At 71.1% G+C, this 21,772-nt stretch carries 20 protein-coding genes; 10 read left to right on the forward strand and 10 right to left on the reverse strand.

Going from position 1 to position 21,772, the window contains the following annotated elements; all coding sequences use genetic code 11:
- Positions 1 to 120: 120 nt before the first annotated feature.
- The 4 genes from AB0J06_RS21185 (at position 121) to AB0J06_RS21200 (ending at position 3,913) form a co-directional block, all read left to right on the forward strand.
- Positions 121 to 648 (forward strand): hypothetical protein, encoded by a 528-nt coding sequence (locus AB0J06_RS21185; protein WP_357430669.1) that lies wholly within the window; start codon positions 121 to 123, stop codon positions 646 to 648.
- Between the two features lie 153 nt (positions 649 to 801).
- Entirely contained in the window at positions 802 to 1,302 is a 501-nt protein-coding gene (locus AB0J06_RS21190) for a MarR family transcriptional regulator (protein WP_357430670.1), read from the forward strand.
- 96 nt (positions 1,303 to 1,398) lie between these two features.
- Complete coding sequence (locus tag AB0J06_RS21195) at positions 1,399 to 2,394, forward strand: glutathione S-transferase C-terminal domain-containing protein (protein WP_357430671.1); 996 nt, start codon at positions 1,399 to 1,401, stop codon at positions 2,392 to 2,394.
- A gap of 16 nt (positions 2,395 to 2,410) precedes the next feature.
- On the forward strand, positions 2,411 to 3,913 hold the full coding sequence (locus AB0J06_RS21200; RefSeq protein ID WP_357430672.1) for an LLM class flavin-dependent oxidoreductase: 1,503 nt from the start codon (positions 2,411 to 2,413) through the stop codon (positions 3,911 to 3,913).
- Between the two features lie 127 nt (positions 3,914 to 4,040).
- Here AB0J06_RS21200 and AB0J06_RS21205 read toward each other — a convergent pair whose 3' ends face one another.
- Together AB0J06_RS21205 and AB0J06_RS21210 are read right to left on the reverse strand one after the other, a co-directional pair.
- Entirely contained in the window at positions 4,041 to 4,793 is a 753-nt protein-coding gene (locus tag AB0J06_RS21205) for an alpha/beta hydrolase (protein WP_357430673.1), read from the reverse strand.
- 24 nt (positions 4,794 to 4,817) lie between these two features.
- Entirely contained in the window at positions 4,818 to 5,135 is a 318-nt protein-coding gene (locus AB0J06_RS21210) for a hypothetical protein (protein WP_357430674.1), read from the reverse strand.
- Between the two features lie 126 nt (positions 5,136 to 5,261).
- Between AB0J06_RS21210 and AB0J06_RS21215 the strand changes: the two genes are divergently transcribed.
- From AB0J06_RS21215 to AB0J06_RS21235, 5 genes are all read left to right on the forward strand, one after another.
- Entirely contained in the window at positions 5,262 to 5,828 is a 567-nt protein-coding gene (locus AB0J06_RS21215) for a dienelactone hydrolase family protein (protein WP_357430675.1), read from the forward strand.
- 310 nt (positions 5,829 to 6,138) lie between these two features.
- On the forward strand, positions 6,139 to 9,039 hold the full coding sequence (locus tag AB0J06_RS21220; protein ID WP_357430676.1) for a BTAD domain-containing putative transcriptional regulator: 2,901 nt from the start codon (positions 6,139 to 6,141) through the stop codon (positions 9,037 to 9,039).
- Between the two features lie 90 nt (positions 9,040 to 9,129).
- Positions 9,130 to 9,423 carry a DUF2218 domain-containing protein gene (locus AB0J06_RS21225; protein WP_357430677.1) on the forward strand — a complete coding sequence of 98 codons (294 nt, stop codon included), beginning with the start codon at positions 9,130 to 9,132 and terminating at the stop codon, positions 9,421 to 9,423.
- A 25-nt stretch (positions 9,424 to 9,448) separates the two neighbouring features.
- Positions 9,449 to 10,315 (forward strand): class III extradiol ring-cleavage dioxygenase, encoded by an 867-nt coding sequence (locus AB0J06_RS21230; protein ID WP_357430678.1) that lies wholly within the window; start codon positions 9,449 to 9,451, stop codon positions 10,313 to 10,315.
- A 135-nt stretch (positions 10,316 to 10,450) separates the two neighbouring features.
- Entirely contained in the window at positions 10,451 to 10,651 is a 201-nt protein-coding gene (locus tag AB0J06_RS21235; RefSeq protein WP_357430679.1) for a hypothetical protein, read from the forward strand.
- Between the two features lie 126 nt (positions 10,652 to 10,777).
- On the opposite strand, the gene AB0J06_RS21240 is transcribed toward AB0J06_RS21235, so the two are convergent.
- Positions 10,778 to 12,091 (reverse strand): GDSL-type esterase/lipase family protein, encoded by a 1,314-nt coding sequence (locus AB0J06_RS21240; protein WP_357430680.1) that lies wholly within the window; start codon positions 12,089 to 12,091, stop codon positions 10,778 to 10,780.
- On the reverse strand, positions 12,088 to 12,303 hold the full coding sequence (locus AB0J06_RS21245; RefSeq protein WP_357430681.1) for a hypothetical protein: 216 nt from the start codon (positions 12,301 to 12,303) through the stop codon (positions 12,088 to 12,090). The genes AB0J06_RS21240 and AB0J06_RS21245 overlap by 4 nt, the downstream gene beginning before the upstream one ends.
- A gap of 79 nt (positions 12,304 to 12,382) precedes the next feature.
- Here AB0J06_RS21245 and AB0J06_RS21250 point away from each other — a divergent pair, with 79 nt between their 5' ends.
- Entirely contained in the window at positions 12,383 to 13,549 is a 1,167-nt protein-coding gene (locus AB0J06_RS21250) for a GGDEF domain-containing protein (RefSeq protein WP_357430682.1), read from the forward strand.
- A 74-nt stretch (positions 13,550 to 13,623) separates the two neighbouring features.
- On the opposite strand, the gene AB0J06_RS21255 is transcribed toward AB0J06_RS21250, so the two are convergent.
- The 6 genes from AB0J06_RS21255 to AB0J06_RS21280 all read right to left on the reverse strand — a co-directional run bounded on the left by AB0J06_RS21255 (position 13,624) and on the right by AB0J06_RS21280 (position 21,501).
- On the reverse strand, positions 13,624 to 15,564 hold the full coding sequence (locus tag AB0J06_RS21255; RefSeq protein WP_357430683.1) for a polysaccharide biosynthesis protein: 1,941 nt from the start codon (positions 15,562 to 15,564) through the stop codon (positions 13,624 to 13,626).
- Between the two features lie 213 nt (positions 15,565 to 15,777).
- Entirely contained in the window at positions 15,778 to 17,352 is a 1,575-nt protein-coding gene (locus tag AB0J06_RS21260; protein ID WP_357430684.1) for a hypothetical protein, read from the reverse strand.
- Positions 17,353 to 17,382: 30 nt separating this feature from the next.
- Positions 17,383 to 17,592 (reverse strand): hypothetical protein, encoded by a 210-nt coding sequence (locus AB0J06_RS21265; RefSeq protein ID WP_357430685.1) that lies wholly within the window; start codon positions 17,590 to 17,592, stop codon positions 17,383 to 17,385.
- A 162-nt stretch (positions 17,593 to 17,754) separates the two neighbouring features.
- On the reverse strand, positions 17,755 to 18,960 hold the full coding sequence (locus AB0J06_RS21270; RefSeq protein WP_357430686.1) for a glycosyltransferase: 1,206 nt from the start codon (positions 18,958 to 18,960) through the stop codon (positions 17,755 to 17,757).
- Between the two features lie 349 nt (positions 18,961 to 19,309).
- On the reverse strand, positions 19,310 to 20,425 hold the full coding sequence (locus AB0J06_RS21275) for an LCP family protein (RefSeq protein WP_357430687.1): 1,116 nt from the start codon (positions 20,423 to 20,425) through the stop codon (positions 19,310 to 19,312).
- Positions 20,422 to 21,501 (reverse strand): hypothetical protein, encoded by a 1,080-nt coding sequence (locus tag AB0J06_RS21280; protein ID WP_357430688.1) that lies wholly within the window; start codon positions 21,499 to 21,501, stop codon positions 20,422 to 20,424. Before AB0J06_RS21280 ends, AB0J06_RS21275 begins: the two co-directional genes overlap by 4 nt.
- Between the last annotated feature and the right edge of the window lie 271 nt (positions 21,502 to 21,772).

The following is a 21,772-nucleotide window of genomic DNA, read 5'->3' on the forward strand; positions in this document are numbered from 1 at the left end:
TGCGGGCCGGCTGGTCACCTGCATGATCTCGCCATGGATTTTGCTCCCCTCGTCCGACCCGAGGAACTTCGGCCGCGCCGTGCCTGGTTCATCGTCGCGGCGCTCATCGGTGTCGGTGGCGTGCTCGCCGCGGCGGGGGTGATGCGGTTCGTCCTCGGCGCGGGAGGTGATCTGGGGCAGCGCGTCACACCAGGGCAGCCGGTCACGGTGCGCCTGTCGGCGTCGGACGGGAGAATCGTGTGGGTCAAGGAGACCGGCCAAGGACCCCCGGACGTCAGATGTGAGGCGTCATCCGTGGATGGCCGGGCGATGACCGAGTTGAGCAACGTCTTTCTGACGGGGGAGCGCGTCGAACTCGAGGTCGACAACGAACGGTGGCGCGGGCTCCTCACCGTGTACGCCGAGCCGGCCGGAAGGTACGAGCTCACCTGCGTGTCATCCGCGGCCGGTCCGGCACCGACCCTGTCGGTCGGTGATCATCCGCGGTTCTATGGTCCGCGCGACACGGCTCTCGGGACGCTGGCGGCGTTCGCGCTCGGCGGCCTCAGTGTGATCGCCGGCGGGGTGCTGGCGGTTGTCATCGCCCTCCGACGCGCTTCGCATCGGGCTCGGCTCGGGCAGCGGCGTATGGATACGCACAATGAATGACACCCCTGCGACGTGGTGAGGCTCTTCGTCTCCTGGCCATAGAGACACCAAACAGGCGCGGCAATCCGACCGCCCGTCGGGCGAACGTGGTGAGGCTCCACGGCATAGCTGACGCGTCAGATACTGTTAGGTCAGAGAAGCGAGGTGCAGGTGATGACGGAGCGGCGGCGGCCGGACCCGCAGCGGCTGGCCGCGTGGCGGGACTTCCTGCAGGGGCACAGCCGGGTGATGGCCGAGTTGGAGCGGGAGTTGCGCGCCGGAACGGGGCTCTCGCTCGCCCAGTACGACGTACTCCTGCGCCTCAGTGAGGCCCCCGATCAGCAGCTGCGGATGAGCGAGCTCTCCGCCGCCGTCCTCTACACCACCGGCGGCGTCACCCGGCTGATCGACCGGATGGTCGCCGCCGGTCTGGTCGCCCGCGAGCCGTCGCCAACCGACCGGCGCAGCGTGCTCGCCACGCTCACCCCGGCCGGCCGAGACCTGTTGACCCGCGCCGGGCGGCGCCACCTCGCCGGCATTCAGCGGCACTTCGCCGCGTTTCTGCCCGACGACGAACTGCCTCCGGTCGCGCGCTTCCTCGCCCGGCTCGCACGCGCGGAAACCGGCGAGCACCACGAGGACGCGCCGGGCGAGCGCGACGAGAGCACGACGTGACCCCGTACCCAGACCGAGGGTCCCGCACCGGGATCCGCCACGCACCAGGGCACCGAACCGTCACGGACGCCCGAGCTGCAGAGGAGACGTGAGCAGATGACCGACACGGACCAGACCGACGAGTACGTCCGGTCGCCGAACGCGTTCACCGACCGCATCACCGCGGACGGCTCCTCCGGCTGGCCGGTCGAGCCCGGTCGCTACCGACTCGTCGTCAGCCGCGCCTGCCCGTGGGCCAGCCGGGCGCTCGTCGTACGCCGGCTTCTCGGTCTTGAGTCCGCGTTGTCGCTCGCGGTCACCGACCCGATCCAGGACGAGCGGAGCTGGCGTTTCACCCTCGACCCCGACGACCGCGACCCGGTCCTCGGCATCCGGTTCGTCTCCGAGGCGTATCTGGCGCGCGACCCCGACTACGACGGCGGGGTGAGTGTGCCGGTGATCGTGGACGTGCCGAGCGGCAAGCTGGTCACCAACGACTACCCGGAGATCACGCTCAACCTGGAGACGGAGTGGACGGCGCTGCACCGGCCGGGCGCGCCGGACCTCTACCCCGCGCAGCTGCGCGCGGAGATCGACGCGGTCAACGAGGACGTCTTCCGCGACGTCAACAACGGCGTCTACCGGGCCGGGTTCGCCGAGTCGCAGGCTGCGTACGAGCGGGCCGTGATCCCGCTCTTCGAGCGGCTCGACGACCTCGAACGGCGCCTGGAAGGCCGCCGCTACCTGGTCGGCGACACGATCACCGAGGCGGATATCCGGCTTTTCACCACACTGGTCCGCTTTGACGCCGTCTACCACGGACACTTCAAGTGCAACCTGCGCAAGCTGACCGAGATGCCGGTGCTGTGGGCGTACGCCCGGGATCTTTTCCAGACCCCCGGCTTCGGCGACACGGTCGACTTCGACCACATCACGCGCCACTACTACCAGGTCCACCGCAACATCAACCCAACCGGCATCGTGCCGGTCGGCCCGGCCCTCTCGCAGTGGCTGATCCCGCACGGGCGTGAGGCGCTCGGCGGGCGCCCCTTCGGCGACGGGACCCCGCCCGGACCGCCGCCGGCCGACGAAACCCTCGCGCCGATCAACTGAACGGAAGTCGACCCACATGCCTGACCATGGTCATCCGCTGCAGTTCGGGGCCTTCGTCGTTCCCGACGCGGGCAACCCGGCCCGGACCGTCTCGCTCGCCCGCACCGCCGACACGCTCGGACTCGACGTCCTCGGCGTGCAGGACCACCCGTACCAGGCGGGGTTCTTCGACACCTGGACGTTCCTGTCGACGCTCGCCGCGCAGACCGAGCGCCTGATCCTCTTTCCCGACGTGATCAGCGTGCCGCTGCGCCAGCCGGCGGTGCTGGCCCGCAGCGCGGCCACCCTCGATCTGCTCAGCGCCGGGCGGGTCGAGATGGGGCTCGGTGTGGGGGCGTTCCCGAAGGGGATCGCGGCGATGGGCGGACCGGAACGCACGCCCGGCGAGTCGATCGAGGCGCTCGACGAGGCGATCACGATCATGCGGGCGCTGTGGACCCCCGGTGGGGGGCCGGTGCGGCTCAGCGGACGCTACTACTCCGTGGACGGCGCCGAGCCCGGCCCGCCGCCGGCGCACCCGATCGGCATCTGGATCGGCTCCTACAAGCCGCGTCTGCTCGCGCTGACCGGCCGCGTCGCCGACGGCTGGATCCCCAGCTCCATGTACGCCTCGCCGGAAGAGATCCGGGAGATGGCGAAGATCATCGACGCGGCGGCGCGCGACGCCGGACGCGACCCGGCGGAGATCCGCCGCTGGTACAACGTCGCCGGCAGCTTCACCAGCCGCGAAGGCGGGTTCCTGCAGGGGCCGTCGAAGCTTTGGGTCTCGCAGCTCACCGAGTTGGCGCTCACCCAGGGGATCAGCGCGTTCATCCTCGCGCCGGGGCAGGCCCCCGAATCGGACCTGCGCCGCTTCGCCGAGGAGGTGGCGCCCGCCGTCCGTGAGGCCGTGGCGGCGGCGCGCGGCACGACCGTGCCGGCCCGTGACGACCAGTCGGACCTGGCCCCCGCGGAGCGTACGACCGGCCACGCGATCGACCTCGACGAGTCGACCCGGCCGCGGCTCCCCAGGCACCCCGCCGTACGGCAGACCGGGCCGGGGCAGTCCGGCGCGGACGCACTGGTCTACTTCCACAACAACCTGCGCTCCGAGCTGGAGCAGATCGCCGGGGTGATCGAGCAGGTCGCCGCCGGACATACCAACCCGGCCGCCGCCCGATCGTTGATCAACCGGATGTCGATGCGGCAGAACTACTGGTCGCTCGGGGCGTTCTGCGCGTCGTACTGCCGCGTGGTCACGCTCCACCACACGATCGAGGACCAGCGGATGTTCGTCGACCTGCGGGACGCCGACGCCGAGCTGGGGCCGGTGCTCGACCGGCTGGGGGAGGAGCACGAGGTGATCGCCGCGGTGCTGACCCGCCTCGATGAGGCGCTCGTCAAGATGATCACCGATCCCGACGAGTTGTCCGTGGTGCGGAGCGAATTCGACCGACTCGCCGAGATGCTGCTGTCGCATCTCGACTACGAGGAGGAGGAGCTTCTCGGCCCCATCGCCCGACTGGGGATCGTGGTCTAGTCACGCCCGCGCTGAGGCGGCACGCGCCGTGACGCCCGCGGCGGGGAGCGTCACGTGTCGGTCGGACGAAAAGTTCAACGCGGGCCGCGGAGACTCAGGCGGCTCGGCGTCCCTCGGGCGTGGACCGTCAGCGATACGGGTCGAGGAGCCGCAACACCGCGTCGGGATCCTCGACGTGGGCATTGTGGCCGAGGCCGGGCAGGGTGCGGGTGGGCGCGGCCAACTCGGCGAGCTGATCGTCGGTGACCATCGGGTCGTGCTCGCCACGCGCCAGCAGCACCGGCGCCCCGACCGACCGCAGCAGGGCCGGCATGTCGGGGGCGCCGACGCCGAACGCCGCAGGGTCGAGGCTCAGTCGCCACGTCCCGTCCTCCTCGCGCAGCCCGGCGTCGACGGTGGGATCGTCGGGACCGAGCAGGCCCGCCAGACCGGACATCCGCAGGTACCGGCCGGCCGCCTCGTCGCGGGACGCGAACCACGTCACCGGCCGCCCGGCCAGCGCCTGCGCCTTCGCCAACTCCCGGTCGCTCCACGCGACCTTGATGCCGAGGCCGATGACCGCCTCGACCGTCAGCGCCCGCGTGCCGCCGGCCAGCGCCAACCCCACCACCCCGCCGAAGGAGTGTCCGAGCACGACCAGCCGGTCGTCGGGGTTGAGCAATGCCGCGATGGTGGCCGCCACGGAGTCGAAGGAGTAGTGCGCGAGCGGCGCCGACCCGCCGTGTCCCGGCAGATCGGGCGCCAGCCAGCGTCCCGGCCAGTGCCGAGCCAGCAGCGGGCGCCAACCGGCCCACACGTCACCGGTCGCGCCCATTCCGTGCAGCAGCAGGAGAACGCGCTGCCCGCTTCCCGCACCCTGTACGCGTACGGCGGCGACCATCTCCGAAGTCTGCCATCGATGGCTTCAGCCGGCGGCCGTCGCCCGCACGAGCCGGCGTCGCACGAGCCACGAGGTGCCCAGGCCGACGCAGGGCAGGGCGCTGGCCGCCACCATCAACCCCTGCTCGTGATCGAACCAGGTCTGCGCGGCGGCGATGCCGGTGAACATCACCGCGATGCAGAGGAACTCGCCGGCCATCAGTCGGGGAAACTCGATCGGCCGGCCGCGCCAGAGGACGGGCCCGGGGCGGCGGCCGCGGGCGAACAGCAGCGTGGCGATGCCGGCGTACGCCGCGGCACTGAATGCCGGTGCCAGGAGCGAGAACACGTCGCGCCAGTCCATGGCGGGGAGCGTACGACACGTCGGGTGGAGGAATGCTGTCCCATTTCCGACGGTCCGCCCCGGTCATAGACGGCGGTACGGGGTGGCAGCGTGGGCCCGCGCGGCGCGGTGCGGCACTATCGCGTCATGGCTCACATCGTGCTGTTCCATTCCGTGTACGGACGCCGGCCGGCCGTGATCGCCGCCGCGGAGCGTCTGCGGGCGGCGGGACACCACATCCGCGTGCCCGACCTGTATGCCGGTGAGACGGCCGACCGCATCGACGAGGCGTTCGTGTTGCGTGACCGGGTGGGCGAGGAGTTGATCGTGCGGCGGGCGCGGGAGGCGCTGCGCGACCTTCCTGCCGACGCCGTGCTCGCCGGCTTTTCCATGGGCGCGGGCATCGCCCAGCGACTGCTGCTCGAACGCCCGGACGCCGCGGCTCTGCTCCTGTTGCACGGCACCGCCGAGGCGCCGGCCCTGCTGCCGGACGGTCTGCCCGTGCAGCTGCACGTCGCGGAGGACGACGAGTTCGAACCCGCCGGTGACCTCGCCGTGTGGCAGAAGGGCATGGTGGCCGCGGGGGCGGACGTGGAGCTCTTCATCTATCCCGACGCCGGGCACCTGTACACCGACCCGCAGCTGCCCGACCACGAGCCGGCCGCCGCCGCGCTCACCTGGCGTCGCGCCCTGGACTTCCTCGCGTCGGTCTGATCCCGGCCGGCCGCGCCTGCCGAGGTGCCGGTAGTCGGCTCCTCGACCCCCGTTTTCGCGCGGTCGGTCGGATCGGTTGGTTCGCGGACGTCGTCACGTTCCCGGCGTTGCCCCGTCGTGCACAATCAACGTTTGACGATGCGTTGCTGTACGGGGGCGGAACGCGGTGTGCGTGCGGGTCTCTCTTGTCCGTGCGGGTGCACGCCGGCTGCCGCTCTCGCTCCTCTTCGAGAGGGTGGTGCTGATCCGTGTCCCCAGCGTCGCTGCCGACTGTCAATGCCGTGTCAAAGAGTTGTTGAGGGCGTCGAAGGTGGTCGCGAAACCGGAGGTCGGTGCGGAGTTCGAGCTGCTCGGATCGGTGCGGATCCGGGCGGCCGGGCAGAGCGTCACGGTCGGGTCGCCCAAGCAGTGCGTGGTGCTGGCGGCGCTCGCGATCGACGCCGACCAGCTGGTGCCGGTGGACGCGCTGATCGACCGGGTCTGGGGGCCCGCGCCGCCGGACGGGGCGCGCCGGAGTCTGCACACCTACATCGCGCGCATCCGCCGTCTCCTCGAACAGGTGGACGGGGCGCCGGCGCCGTTGCTGCGCCAGTCGGACGGGTATCTGTTGCGGGTGGAGCGCGACCGGGTGGACCTGCACCGGTTCCGGCGCCTGGTCGACGAGGCCCGCCGCGCCGCCAGCCCGGATCCGGAGCGGGCCCGGTTGTTGCGCGAGGCGCTGAGGCTGTGGCGGGGGGAACCGCTCGCGGGGCTGCCGGGGGAGTGGGTGCAGCGGGTCCGTCAGGGATGGCAGGGGCAGCGCCTGGAAGCGGTGGTCGCGTGGGCGCAGTCCGAGTTGCGGCTGGGTAGCCCCTCAGTGGTGATCGCACCCCTGACGGAACTGGTGGCCCAGCATCCGCTCGCCGAGCCGCTCACCGCGGAGCTGATGCGCGCTCTGCACGCCAGCGGGCGCTCCGCCGAGGCGCTGGACCGCTTCGCCGCCACGCGGCGACGCCTCGTCGACGAGCTGGGCACCGAACCCGGTGCGCAGTTGCAGGGCGTCCACCGGTCGATTCTGCGCAGTGGGGTGGAGACGTCACCGCCGGCGGCGTCGACCCTGACCGCGTCCGCCCCGACCCTGGCGGCGTCGAACCCGGTACCTCCGACCCCGGTGGCTCCGGCCACGACGGTGCTGACCCCGCTGACCGCGCCGCCGGCGCAGCTGCCCCTGGACATCAACGGGTTCACCGGGCGTCGCGAGGACCTGGACCGGCTCGACGGGGTGTTGGCGGCCGCCAGCGAGCAGCCCACCGCCGTGGTCATCTCCGCGCTGTCCGGCACGGCCGGGGTCGGTAAGACCGCCCTCGCCGTGCACTGGGCGCATCGGGTGGCGGACCGGTTTCCCGACGGGCAGCTCTATCTCAACCTGCGTGGCTTCGACCCCGGCGGTGCCGCGATGAGTCCGGAGGGCGCGCTGCGTCGGCTGCTGCAGGCGTTGGGCGCGCCGCCGGAGCGGATCCCGGAGGCGGTCGACGCCCAGGCGGCGTTCTACCGCACCCTCCTCGCCGGTCGGCGGATCCTGGTGCTCCTGGACAACGCTCGCGACGCCGAACAGGTCCGCCCGCTGCTGCCCGGTGCGCCGGGATGCCTCGCGCTGGTCACCAGCCGCGCTCAGCTGGCCAGCCTGGTAGCGGCCGAAGGCGCCCAACCCCTCGTACTCGACTTGCTGCCAGCGGCTGACGCACGCCGGTTGCTCGCCCGCCGTCTCGGCCCCGATCGGGTGGCCGCCGAGCCGGACGCGGTCGAGGAGATCATCACCTTGTGCGCGCGACTCCCGCTGGCCCTGTCCATCGTGACCGCCCGCGCCGTCACCCATCCCCGCTATCCGCTCACCGTCCTCGCCGAGGAGCTGCGCCGGGCGCGCGGGGATCTCGACGTGTTCAGCGGCGAAGATCCGACAACCGACGTACGCAGCGTCTTCTCCTGGTCCTACCGCACCCTCAGCCCCGCGACCGCACGCCTGTTCCGCCTGCTCGGCGTGCATACCGGGCCCGACGTGACCGCCGAGGCCGCGGCCAGCCTCGGCGGCGTGTCGGTCAAGCAGGCTCGTCCCCTGTTGGTCGGGCTGACCCGCGCGCACCTCGTCACCGAGCATCGCCCCGGGCGGTACCTCCTGCACGACCTGTTGCGCGCCTACGCCGCCGAGCTGGCCCGGCGCGTCGACCCCGAGCCCGACCGCCGAGCAGCGCTGCGCCGGCTTCTGGACCATTACCTGCACACCGCGCACACGGCCGCCCGCCTGATGGAGCCGCACCGCGAGCGGATTCCGCTCCAACCGCTGCCCAGCGCGGTCGCCACGACCGGACTCGCCGACGCCGGGCAGGCGATGGCCTGGTTCACCACCGAGCATCCCAACCTGCTGCCCGCCGTCGGGCAGGCGGCGGCGAGCGGGCTCGGGACGCACGCGTGGCAGTTGGCGTGGGTGCTGACCACGTACTTCCAGCGCGGCGGACACTGGCACGACCAGACGGCGGTGCAGCGGATCGCGGTCGAGGCGGCGGCCGGACAGGGTGACCTGAGCGGCGAAGCACACGCCCACCGGGGGCTGGCGCGCGCGCATTTCCGGCTGGGTCACTACGAGGCGGCCGAGTGCGAGCTGCGCCGCGCGCTGCGACTGGCCCGCCGTCTCGGCGACCGGACGGGTGAGGCGCGCGCTTACCAGAGCCTGGGGTACGTCTGCGGGCGCCGGGGCTGGCACGGCCAGGCGCTGCACCACGTGGAGCGGGCGCTTGCGCTCTTCCGGTCGGCGAACCATCGCAGTGGCGAGGCGGAGAGCCTGAACGGGGTGGCGTGGTGCCTCGGTCAGCTCGGTGACTATCCGCGGGCGGTCACCGTCGCCGAGCAGGCACTCGCTCTGGTCGCGACGATCGGAGACCCGTTCACCGAAGCCTCGACCTGGGACAGTCTCGGCTACGCGCGGGCCCATCTGGGGCGCCACCAGCAGGCGATCACGGACTACGAGCGCGCGCTGGCGCGTTTCCGGGAGCTCGGTGACCGCTATTCGGAGGCGGACGTGCTCGCCCACCTCGGCGACGCCCACCACATGGTCGACGATCCCCACCGCGCGCACGAGGCCTGGCGGCGGTCACTCGCGATCCTTGAGCAGCTGGGGCATCCCGACGCCGCCGAGGTGCGGACCCGGCTGCGGTCGGTGGGTGACCCGGTGCGGTGAGTGTCGGCACAGTCGTTGAAGGCTCAACAAATTGCGGGTACCGTTCGCGCTGTGCCTGATCGATCAAGCATCCGGTCCCGAGGAGCCGCCATGCCCGCCGCCACCGCAACCGTGCGCACCGATCGTCCGGCGCGCTACATCAAGCAGCTGGTCAGCCACATGGGGCGCAAGGTCCCGGGGGAGATCACCGCTGACGGGACGGGCGTGCTCACGCTGCCGGCCGGCGCGCGGGTCACCCTCACCCCGACGGACGGGGCACTGATCCTGCACGCAGACGCGACCGATCCCGACCTGCTCGCCGCCGTCGAGCAGGCCGTCGGATCCCACCTGGTCCGCTTCGCCACGCAGGAAGAGCTCACCGTCACCTGGCAACCGGTCGCCTGACCGCTCCGATCACCGAGGATCCACCATGACCACGTACGCGTACCCGCTCGACAAGCACCTTGCGACCGCGCTGCCGGCGACCCGCGGGCAGCGGGCCTGGACTCCCGAGGACGGCGCCCTGCCCGCGCTCTACCTCAGCCACGGCGCTCCGCCGCTGCTCGAGGAGACGGGGTGGATGACGCAGCTCTTCGACTGGGCGCAGGCCCTGCCCAAGCCGAAGGCGATCCTCATCGTCAGCGCCCACTGGGAGTCCGCGCCGCTGAGCCTGTCCGGCACGGCGGCCGGCACGCCGCTCGTCTACGACTTCGGCGGCTTCGCCCGCCGCTACTTCGAGATGACCTACCGCACGCCGGACGCGACCGCGCTCGCCCAGCGGGTCGCCGCGGCCATGCCCGACGGGGAGCCGGTGCACGAGCACCGCAGTCGGGGGCTCGATCACGGCGCCTGGGTGCCACTCAAGGTCATGTACCCGGCCGGGGACGTCCCCGTGCTGCAGATGAGCCTGCCCACCCACAATCCGGACAGGCTGCTCGACCTCGGTCGGCGGCTGCGCCCGCTGCGCGACGAGGGTGTCCTCGTCATCGGCTCCGGGTTCATGACCCACGGCCTGCCGTTCCTGCGCCGCGAGGACATCCGGGGCACCGCCAAGGCGCCGGGCTGGTCGCAGGACTTCGACAGCTGGGCCGCCGACGCGCTCGCCCGGGGCGACGTCGACACGCTGGCCGACTTCGCCCATGCCGCGCCGGGCATGCCCTACGCGCACCCGACGGTGGAGCACTACACGCCGCTCTTCGTCACGCTCGGCGCCGCCGATCAGCCCGACAAGCCGGTGACCACGACGATCGAGGGCTACTTCATGGGCCTCTCCAAGCGCTCCTTCCAGGCCGCCTGACCCGCGCACCACGCCCGCACGATGGACGGCTGGGACTTGGCCGGCCCGCCGGGGCGGAAACCGAAAACCGGCTGACGCGTTGGGTTGTATGCGGGTACACGTGGTGGACAGGCTCGACGACTGAGGGGGCTGGGCATGATCGAAAAGAAGGTCGAGGTCCGCGGGAAGATCGAGGTCCTGATCGACGGTCGGGTCACCGACGACTTCACCGCGGACGTGGACGACGCGGGCAGGATGCTCACGCTGCGTTGCCATGATCGCCGGGTGGTGGGCGCCTACGCGCTCGCCGACGGCAACCGTGCGCCGCAGAGCTACCAGCAGCCCGAGACCGACTGACGCCCACCGCGCCCCGGCCGCGGAGCCCTCACCGTCAGCGTCGAGTCGCCGCGCGTCGGCGTCGAGCGCGGCTGCGTGGGGTCGGAAGGGACGCCGCGCCTCGCCGGCTGCGGCGTCCCTTCCCGGTCAGTTCGACAGCCCGAAGACCCGCAGCGGAATCGAATTGCCCAACACCCGATCGCCCGCCGCGTTGGGGTGATAACAGTCGTTGCGCCACGGCGCGTAGATGACCGTCGGATCGGCCGGGTCCCTCAGCGCCGCGTCGAAGTCGACGACCGCGTCGAAGGTGCGCGACGTGCGGATCCACTCGTTGACCGCCAGTCGGGTCCGCTCCTGCGCGCTGCCCGCGGCGTTGCACATCGGCAGGATGGTCGCGCCGACGATCTTCTTCCCGGCGGCGTGCACCCGCCCGGCGATCTTCCGCATCGCCTCGATCACCTGGCTGGCGGAGGCGGAGGGGGCGTACGCGCCACCCCCGATGTCGTTGGTCCCCTCCAGCAGCACCACGTATTCGACGCCCGGCAGGGAGAGCACGTCCCGCTCCAGGCGCAACGGAGCCGGCGGCCCGCAGCACTGGTTCGTCGGGTCGTACGGGTTGGGCTGAACGCTCACCGTGTTGCCGCTGATCCCCGCGTTGGCGACGGAGAGCTGCCGCCACGGCGGGAGTTCGTTGATCCGCTCGGCGAGCACGTCGGTCCAGCGCGGGCCGCCACCGACCGCGCCGTACCCGTCGGTGATCGAGTCGCCGAGGGCGACGATGGTGCCCCGGGCCGGCGAGGTCGCCGCGATGGCGTCGACCCACCACAGCGTGCCGGGCCGGAACTCCCCGTACGCGGCACCGCTCTGGTCCGCGGTCGCGTCGCCCGGCCCTGCCGACAGGAACGAGCCGGGGGTCTTCGTCTCCGGCGGCGGGAAGGTGTGGTCGTTGACCGGCGCGCCCGGCGCGTACACGCTCACCGCCACGGGGTCGCCGGCCCGGACGACGAGCCGCACCGGGTCGCTCCAGACGCTCGTGCCCGGCGCGATCGTGACGTGGCGCGCGCCGCGGAAGGTGGCCACGCGTGCCGGGCCCGGCGCGAGCCCGGGCTGGCCGGCGCTCCGCTGGCGCCCCACGGAGACCGCCCGGACGGCCAGCGCCGTCGCGCCGAAGGGATTCGAGAGGCGTACGCGGAGGTTCTGCCCGGCGGCCGTCACGGTCAACACGTTGCGCACGGTGGCGTCGGGTGACGTGCCGTGAACGCCCTGCAGCGCCGATTCGGTGAGCGTGACCTCGCTTCGCCAGCCGCCGTGCGCACCGCTACCGGCCGCATGCGCGGTGCCGGGCGCGGCGAGAGCGACGACCAGCAGCGACGCGGCCGCGAACAGGCGCCCCGTGGCCCCACGGCGGTTGATGACCCCGCGTCCGCGTCTCGCCGCGCCCGGTCTTCTGATGTCTGTCATCTCGTCTCCCAGCTCGCGCCTTCGTCGCCGACGTCATCGATCATCAGGCGCTGGGGGGCGGGGCGGAGCTGTCGTGCGCCGGCGAGCGCCCAGCGCACGTTGATGAGCGTCGATCGGCAGGTTTCCGGCGTCGAGCGGGGGCCGCCGCCTTTCGCGGAGCCGCGCCGGGCGGTGACGTCGTACCCCAGTGGGCGCCCCGCCGCGCCGCGCACCGCCGAACTCCTCACGGACGGGGCCCGGCCGCCGATCATGACACCTGTGATGGCGATACGCGGCAGGGCAGGATTCCTTGTGCGACTCCTGCTCATCGCCGTGCTGCCCGTGTCCGGCCTCGGGGCCGTCCTCGGCCACCAGTTGCGCGACATCGTGCGCGAGGGCGCGATCGACGACGGCAAGCGGGTCGGCGAGCTGGTGTCGCGTCTCGGGCTGCAACCGCAACTGAAGCCCGCCGACTTCGCGCACGGGCTGGACCCGACGCGGTACGCCCGACTGGACGGCGCCATCCGGGCCAGCGGTGTCCTCGGCCGGGAGGTCGCCCGGATCAAGATCTGGAATGCCGACGGCATGGTCGTCTACTCCGATCACGGGTCGCTGGCCAACCGACGGTTTCCGAAGTCGCCGGGGCTGACCAGGGCGCTCGCCGGCGAGATGAACTCCGAGGTGCTGTCGAGCCTGGACGAGACCGAGCAGGCCAGCGAACGCGACTACGGCGAGGTCGTCGAGGTCTACATCCCGATGCGCTTCGCCGGCGACGCGGTGCCGCGCGGGGCGTTCGAGCTCTATCTGCCGTACGCGCCGATCGAGGAGAAGGTCAACGAGGAGATCCGCCGGCTGAACGTGTTCCTCGGCGCCGGCCTGATCCTGCTCGCCGCTCTGCTGGCCGGCGTGGCGGTGATGACCGAGCGGCTGCGCCGCCAGGCTGCGATCAACCGCCACCTCGCGCTGCACGATGCGCTGACCGGGCTGCCGAACCGGACGGTGCTCTACGACCGGCTCAACCAGGCGCTCCTGGCCGGCGACCGCAGGGGGAGCCCGGTCGCGCTGATCGCCGTCGACCTCGACGGCTTCAAGGAAGTCAACGACACGCTGGGCCATCAGGCGGGCGACCAGGTCCTGGTGGAGCTCGCCGAGCGGCTGCGCGGTCACGCGCGCGGGGCGGACACGGTGGCCCGCCTCGGCGGCGATGAGTTCGCGCTGCTGCTCCCGGAGAGCGACATCGCGGGGGCCCGGGAGGTGGCCGAGCGCATCCAGCACCGTCTGGAGGAGCCGTTGGTGGTGGCGGGGGAGCGGGTCCGTATCCGGGCCAGCATGGGGATCGCGGTGTATCCGCTGCACGCGATGCAGCCGCACACCCTGCTCGGTCGGGCCGACCTGGCGATGTACGCCGCGAAGCACGCGGCGCTCGGGGTGGTCGTATGGAACAACGATGTCGACCGGATGACCGGGGCGGCGGCGTGACCTGACCGGCCACCGCGGGTCGCCGCGCGGCCGTCGCGGTGGCTCGGGGCGACGGGCGTCGATCGGTCAACGGGTCATGGACAGCTCCCCTTGCGCGCGGCGCGCCACGGCCGCTCAGCCAGTCTGCCCGCTTCGGTCAGTTCTCCCTCAATCAGCGAACAGGGAGCCTGCCCGAGCGTGTGGCGCGGAGTCTGTGCGGGCTGGCGGCAGAGCCAGGCCAGCCGGTCCACGATCTTCTCCGGATCGTCGTACGGATCCAGCGCCCGGACCTCCGCCGGATCCAACGACGGCACCGGCACGTGCGAGATGAGCGGGTGCAGGGGTCGTACGTCCTTCTCGCCCTCACCCAGCAGGTCTTCGTGCAGCTTCTCGCCCGGTCGCAGTCCCGTGTAGACGATCCGGGTGGGGCGGGGCGCCTGCGCGGCCATCTGGCGGGCGACATCGTCGATCCGTACCGGCTTGCCCATGTCGAGCACCAGCGCCTCGCCGTCGCGTCCGATCGCGGCCGCCTGCAGCACAAGGTGCACGGCCTCCTGCACGGTCATGAAATAGCGGGTCACGTCGGGATGGGTGACGGTGATCGGAACCCCGGCCTCGATCTGGGCCCGAAACGCGGTGACGACCGACCCGCGGCTGCTGAGCACGTTGCCGAAGCGGACGCTCAGCAGGGTGCCATCGGACAGGGCTGCGGCGTGCGCGGTCAGGCGTTCCGTGATCCGCTTCGAGTAGCCCAGCACGCTCGCGGGGTTGGCTGCCTTGTCTGTCGAGATGTTCACGAACTTCGCGACGTCGCGGCACGCGTTGAGCACGGAAAGAGTTCCCCAGACGTTGGTCTTCACCGCCTCGCCGGGGTGCCGCTGCAACAGCGTGAGGTGTTTGAGCGCGGCAGCGTGAAAGACGATCTCGGGTCGACGTTCGGCGACGATCCGGGCGATCCCCTCCGCGTCGCACAGGTCGGCGAGGATCAGTTCCGGCCCGTCCAGCAGCGCGCGACCGGAGAGGGACAGCTGCAGGCTGCGCAGGGCGGACCCGTCCCGGTCGAGCATCATCAGCTCGCCGGGGCTGGCGCGCATGATCTGCCGGCACAGTTCGGAGCCGATCGAACCGCCGGCGCCGGTGACCAGGATCCGGCGGCCGGCCAGCGCGGTTTCGCTGGTGACCAGGTCGGCGACGACGTGCCGGCGGCCCAACAGGTCGGTGATCTCCACGTCGCGGACGTCGGCGACACTGATCCGGTGGTCGACCAACTCGCGCACGGGTGGCAGCACCTTGAACGTCGCGCCGGCGCGCACGGTCGCGTCGCGGACCTCGCGGACCAGCTCGGCGTCCGCGTTGGTGACGGAGAAGATCACCGTGGTCGCGTTGGTCTGAGCGATGGCGGTGGGGATCTCGCGCCGACCGCCGAGCATCCGTACGCCCTCGATCCGCAGGTGCCGCTTTTCCGGATCGTCGTCCAGCAGCCCGACGGGCAGGTGTCCGCCCTGCGGGTCGCTCACCATGGCCCGCAGCAGTCCCTGTCCGGCGGCCCCCATGCCGAAGAGCAGAACGGGTTTCGCCGAACGGGTGTCGGGGCGCAGGGACCGCTCGTGACGGTGCCGGTGTCTGGCGCGGGCGGAGAGCATCACGATCAGCGCGAGCGCGGCACCGACCACCGGCGTGCTCGCGGGCACCGGTCGAATGGTCATCGGCAGGATGGCGAGGAGCACGAGCGCCCCGGTGCAGGCGGCCGTGCCCGCGAGGGCGCGGACCTCCTCGAAACTGCCGAGGGGGTGCCGTCCGAGATAGGAACGGCGGAGTACGTCGACGGCGTTGTGGAGGATCGCGGCGATCAGGCCGACACCAATGATCTTCGCTATATGGCTACCGGTGAATCCGAATTCGAATCGTGTCCACGCTGCTACCACGAAACCGCCGATCCACGCTGCGGCGTCGTTTGCCAGAAGTGCTGCCGTACGCCGTCGGGTCTCTTTTCGGCGGTGTTCGCGTGTCGCGGCGGCGGGCGGGGTGAGCGGCATAAACGGGCCTCCATGGCGCGGTCGGTGTCGTCTGCGCCTGGCGTCGGCGGCGGCCCTTCCGTCAGGTAGTAAAGGCCTATCCTGTGGAATTCGACGCTGCGCTGTTTTTCACGTTTTCCATGTGCCGATCTGTCGGCGTGATCCGACCATCGTTGTGTCGTCGACTGAATTGCCGTATCGGTTCGTCATGCCGTTTGCGCCTGCGGCGTCCTCCTATCCGCCCCGCATCGGTGTTGCGACGGGCCGGAAAGGGCCGGCGTGCGCCGGGGAGTCGCGCGACGCCCCGTCGTTCGCGATCCGTCCCGTGCGCGCGGAGAGCGGGACGCGGGTCAGCGCCGCGCAGAGCACGATCGCGGCGGGCACCACCTGTTTGAGCGTGAACCATGCGACATTGTCGAGATCGCTTCCCAGAAACAGCAGCAGGCCCACGCAGAGCCCCGGTGCCAGCAGCTTCCTCGGCAGATGCGGGCTCCGGCGGGCGCGCTCGTAGTGGCGTCGCGCGAAACGCACAACGAGGCCGAGGAAGAGGAACGAGACCACGCCACCGAGCGGACCAAAGTTGAGGATGGCCTCGCCGGCGAGCCCGAAGACCCGCGACGATCGGCGGCCGTTGTCGAACGCGCCGGTCCCGTACAACATGTCGGTGCCGACCGCGGTCTTGTTCCGGGGACGTTCCGGAAGCATCGCCCGGGGTACGAGGAACGACAGGTCGCCGACATAGGTGATCCCGTACCCGGGCTCGGCCTGGCCCTGTCTCTGCCGGTAGAGCACGAGCGCCTGGACGTCGGCGCGTCCCAGATCGCCGAGCAGCAGGTTCGGTACGTCGCGGCCGGTCTGCGTCGACACCTGTCCCACGTCGCGCGCGCCCCGGGCGATGTCGATGACCTCCGTGCCGACGGCCTTGTAGAGGCCGCCCAGATACATGAAGACGCCGGCAACCAGTCCGCAGACCAGCAGGGCCCGTCGGGAAACGGTGAAGACGAGCAGGTGGACCAGGATCAACCCGAGGAGCACGGGCCACACCGTGTCGCTGCGGGAACCGCGGAGGCCGCCCGCGGCGAACTGCATGACGATCAGCCCGAGCAGCAGCAGGTACACGGCGGCGGGTTGTGCAGCCAACCGTTCCCGCCAACGGACGACGACAACGGTGAACAGCAACAGCGGAAAGGACTCGGCGATCACAATCAGCCAGCCGAGCCCCGCGAGCTGGGAGCGGTCCTGCGTGACGACCATGAGGTACTCCGCCGGACCGTCGAGCAGCATGACCAGCGCGCCGAAGGCGCAGACCGCTACGGCGCTGAGCCAGAGCCCGAACCTGACGAAGATCCGCGTGTTGACGGTCAGGGCGGGCCCCCGCGGGACCCGCGGAGCGGTCCGGGAGAGCAGCAGCAGGCGGTAGATGCACAGCCCGACCGCGTTGACGCAGGCCATCGCCCCCAACGCCTCCTGCCAGTCCGGCGGCGGCGCGACGTCGCGCGCCCAGTACTGCAGCATCACGTGCAGGACGGGCGCCAGATAGAAGAAGTGGAAGCCGAACAGGGCCAGCAGCGCCTGCGGATCGAAGATGTCGTACCGGCGCCGGACCCACCCGATCACGTCGACGCCCATCAGCACGCCGCAGATCGTGACGGGGACGATGGACCAGTGCCGCAGCCGCGGATCGATCAGCGCGAGCACGGCGCTCGCCGCGATCACCAGGTAACCGGAGAGGAACCAGGCCAGCGCATCTGGGCCGCGGGTATCCCCAGCCCCGCTCTTCACCGGTCGTTCCGTCTCACGTGTGCCCATGCGGGCGTCCTTCCGGTTGACACGCCCCGGTCACCGACCCAGGCTCGCCGCCGGCACCTTGCCGGCGGTGGATTGCCGTCGTTGGCGGAGCAGCGTCCAGGAGAGCAGGGGCAGTCCTCCGGAGGGCACGATGCAGGCCAGCGCGCCGCCGTGACCGCCCCAGACCGGGACGGTGGCGAGGAAGAGCCCGCCGCCCACAACGCCACCGCCGATGCCGAGCTGCTGGCAATATCTCCACATGCACGGATATCGGTAGCCTGAGCGTTCTACCGGACGCCGGTAGGTCGCGACGCAGTTCGCGCGGAGGCGCCGCCAATGTGCCGAATGGGTTGACGGAGGGCATTGACCGGCTGCTTGTGAGGGCGACGGTGGTGGATGTGACGCGCCATTCCCGACATCCGCTCATCGCGTGGGCACCGCGCTCGCGGTTCGTTCGATGATGTCCGCCACGCGAATGGCCGCGACGCGGTCGTCGAAGAGCCGCACCGCCCGCCGCCGTGCCTGATCGCCGCGGATGGCCAGCCGATCGCTCTCGAACTCCTCGTACGCAACGTCGAGCGCCGTTGCCAGGGCGACGGCGTCACCGCGCGGAACGACCCAGCCGTCGGCCTCGTCCAACGCCTCCGGCAACCCGTCCGCGTCGCTGACGATGCTCGGCACGCTCATCGCGCTCGCCTCACGGACGGCTCCGCTGCTTCCCGCGCCGCGCGCCGGACTGACATTCACGTCGGCGGCGCGGTAGTACGGGCGTACGTCCGGCAGGGAATCGAGCCAGGTGACGCTCGGGTTGCCGACCACGGCGAAACGCTCGACCAGTTCTGCCCGGTGCGCCTCGCCCGCCTCGCCCACTCCGCCGCCGACGATCAGCAGGTGCGATCGGGGATGCCGGGCGTGGAACGTCGACCACGCCTCGAGCAGTACGTCGTGCCCCTTGATGCAACGTCCCCTGTAGACCGACCGCCGCGGCGGGTAGACGTAGCAGATCAGGACGACGAGGAAGACGTGCTCGTCAACCCCGATCTCCGCGCGCGCCTTGGCCCGCGCCTCCGCGCGGGCGGGCGAGCCCGCGTAGCGGTCGCGCGGGGCCCAGGAGGGCCGGAAGCGCGCGAGATTGGTGCCGGCGTACGCGACGGGGCGCCGATCGGCCGGGCATCCGAGCTTCCCGTAGCGGGCGGAAACGTGCTCGGTGCAGCAGATCGTCGCGTGGTCCATGCGCCACAGCAGACGCTCGAGCCGTCGGCTGGCCGGGGAATCCAGGTGCAGCGCCCCGTCAACCCGGTGCACCCGGCGCACCCGCATCCCGAGCGTCGCGAGGCGGATGGCGAGCGCGACCGCGTAGGGGTGGTAGTAGACCACGTCGACCCCGAGCCCACGGATGGTCTGACGCAACCGCCACAGCCGTACCGGTCGCAGCCGGTCGGGCAGCGGCGCGGCGATCACCGGGAAGCGCCGTCCGGTCAGCGCGTTCGTCAGCTCGCCCGGCGCGGGGGGCGGGGGCAGTACCACCGTGACCTCGTGTCCGCGCCGGCGCAGCTCCTCGGCCAGCGGCGGTATCCACATGCCGCCGCGGTTGGGCTGCGCGATGACGGCGATACGCAACCCGGCCATGCTATCGGTCGCCCCGGCGTGCGCCAGCGGCGTCGGTTGGCGCGATGGGCGCGGAGGGGCGCCCCGCCTGCGCGGTGGCCGCCATGGTGTCGACCACCCGCGGCGTGTCGCCCCCGCGCGCGCCGTTGCGACGTCCTGTCATCGGCGCGCCGTCCCGGGCGTGGGCAGCCGCGGACGCCGGCCGCCCTCCGGCGCAGCAGGAACAGTGCGAAAGAGTCATGGGTAAGGGCTCCAGACGCGCGGAAATCAGTAGACGAATGGGTTCTATCGGATGAGTTCAAGGGCAAGGCGGCCATTCTGATACCGCCGCGCGGCCGACAAACGCGCCTCCGTCGTCGTCGCGCCGGTGCTACCGCGGCGTGGCGGGCAGCAGGTCCGCTTGATGGCCCGCGACGTAGTCGGCCATGGTGTCCATCCGGAGCGCCTGCCACAGCGCGGCCGTGCGTTCGTCGTCCAGATGCATCACGCTCTGGTCCCCTTCCCAGCCCGGGCCCTTCACGGGAGCGGTGATGAACCAGAGGCGTTGCGGCTTCAGCTTCGCCGCCTCCATCGCCAGTTCCCGCAACTCGTCGGTCTGGTATGAGTCGTCGACCGTCACGGCGCGGGTCGTCGCGTCGAGCAACCGGTAGACCTGCATGGGATTCTTCGCGGGGTCCGTTTTCGCGATGCCGGTGAAGACGGCGCGCAGGAAGTTCTGTTGCCGCCGGATCCGGTCGAGGTCACCATCGGGCAGGCCCGCGCGTTCGCGGACGTACGCGAGTGCCCCATTGCCGTCGAGGTGGTTGATGCCCTTGTGGAACGCCACGCCGCCCACGCCGGTGCTGGCGGCGGCGATATCGACCTCAACGCCGCCGAGGGCGTCGACGACCGAGCGGAACCCGGCGAAGTCGATGATCATGAAGTGATCGACCCGAACCCGGGTCAGCTGCTCGACGGTTCGGATCAGCAGTGGGAAACCGCCCAGCGGATACGCAGCGTTGATCTTATTCATCCCGTGATCGGGGATCTTGACCCAGGAGTCGCGCGGAATGGAGACCACGGAGGTCGAGCCGTGCACGCGGTCGAAGCGGATAAGCATGATGACATCGGTCCGTTGGTCGCCCGCGGTCGACTCGCGGTCGGTCGCGTCGAGCCCCGTGCTCTGACCCGTGGAGCGCAGGTCCGAACCGACCGCGAGGATCGTCTCCCCCTTGGCTGCCGCCGGGTCGGTCGTCGGACGGGTCGCCGGGTCAAGACCGTCGAAGGCGCCGTTGATGCGACTGATGCCGTTACTCAGGCGGGCGCCGACGAGATACACCGTGGCCACCGCCCCAACCCCGGCCAGGAGTATCAGCACGAGCCCCACCAGGCCAAAGCGGCGCAGCGCCCGCCCGATCCGGCCGCCCGGTCGTCGGTCGCGGACAGTGCTCCTCCCCGGACCAGGGATGATCCGCGTGGTCGAGACGTTGGTGTTCTGACTGCTCACCGCTGCGCTCCTTCTTTAACTAGCGATCGGGCGGGCGGTACGACATGGCGTTCGGCAATGCGAGGTAGGCGCGGTGGCGGCGGGGGTGCCGGCTTTTGCAGAAGCAGGATGATCAAGGTCAGGCCGACCAGCAGCGCGCCGATCACCGTGCTCACGGCGGGGAGAACGCCACCGGCGACGAGCACCGCGAGCAGGCCGGAGCCGGCCGTGGTGAGCAGCAGGAGGACCAGCAGCACATTGGGCCCGAGGCCGAAACCGACGTTCAGCTGGGACAAGCTCTCCTCCGCCCAGGCCCAGCCGTGCCGCGCGACGGTGACAACGACGGCGTCGACCGCCGCGACCGAGGTGATCAGCATCAGGATCGGCAGCCCGACGAAGGGATCGTGTCCGGAGTGGATGGTCGCGGCACTGGCCGCGATGAAGAATCCGGTGAACATCGCTCCGCTCTCGCCCATCGCGATCCGGGCAGGTGGGGCGTTGTGGAGAAGAAAACCGGCGCAGGCGGCCGCGAGGCAGAGCAGCAGCAGCGCCATCTCCGTCTGATCGGTCACGAAGGCGGACGCCGCGAGCGGCACCGCGGTCGCGCACGCCACAGTCGGCAGCACGCCGTCGGTGCTGTCGAGCAACTTGAAGGCGTTGGCGACCGCGATGACCCACAGGATGGTGAACACGAGATCGAGCCACTCGATCTCGATCAACCGGAGCCGCACCCCACCGATCACTACGGCGAACGCCATCGTCGCGTGCATCGCGGGGCCGATCGGCAGGCGGACCCGGCGCAGATCGCGGATGAAGCCGAGCAGGCTGATGGTGGCCGCCGCCGCCAGCAGGGTCGTGAGGCGCATGTCGAGCCTCCCGGTGATGGCGAGGGCCGGCAGCATCGTCCCCGCGACCACGACGGCGCCGCCGAGATACGGCACCAGTCGCCTCCGGGCGAAGGCGCGGTGCCGGGCGGGGCGGTCGATCAGGTCGTACCGCAGCGCGAGCCGGCGCGCGGGCTCGACGAGCAGCGCGGGAATCAGCAGTGCGGAGAGCACGGCGACAATCTCCGCACTCAGTGGACCGGGAATAGTCATGTCAACCCCTTGATACGGGCGCGTGTTAGCGCGCCCGATCACCAGAATCGTTGCCCCGCCGCGGCGGACGTTTTCGCGTCCTTTCCGCAGGGCGATTGCGAATATAACTGTTTATGAGTCTCTCGCAGGATAGAGGGCTATATCCGGCTGCGTCGGCAAACCCCGCTCTTCTCCGCTGAATGGACGGGCCGAATCGACCCGGCGAAGGATGACCCCGGCTCAAATCCTGGTTGATTCACGTTGTCTGTCGCTTTCATGTATGCGGTATTCG

It is taken from the genome of Micromonospora sp. NPDC049679, assembly GCF_040659735.1.
Lineage (GTDB): Bacteria > Actinomycetota > Actinomycetes > Mycobacteriales > Micromonosporaceae > Micromonospora_I.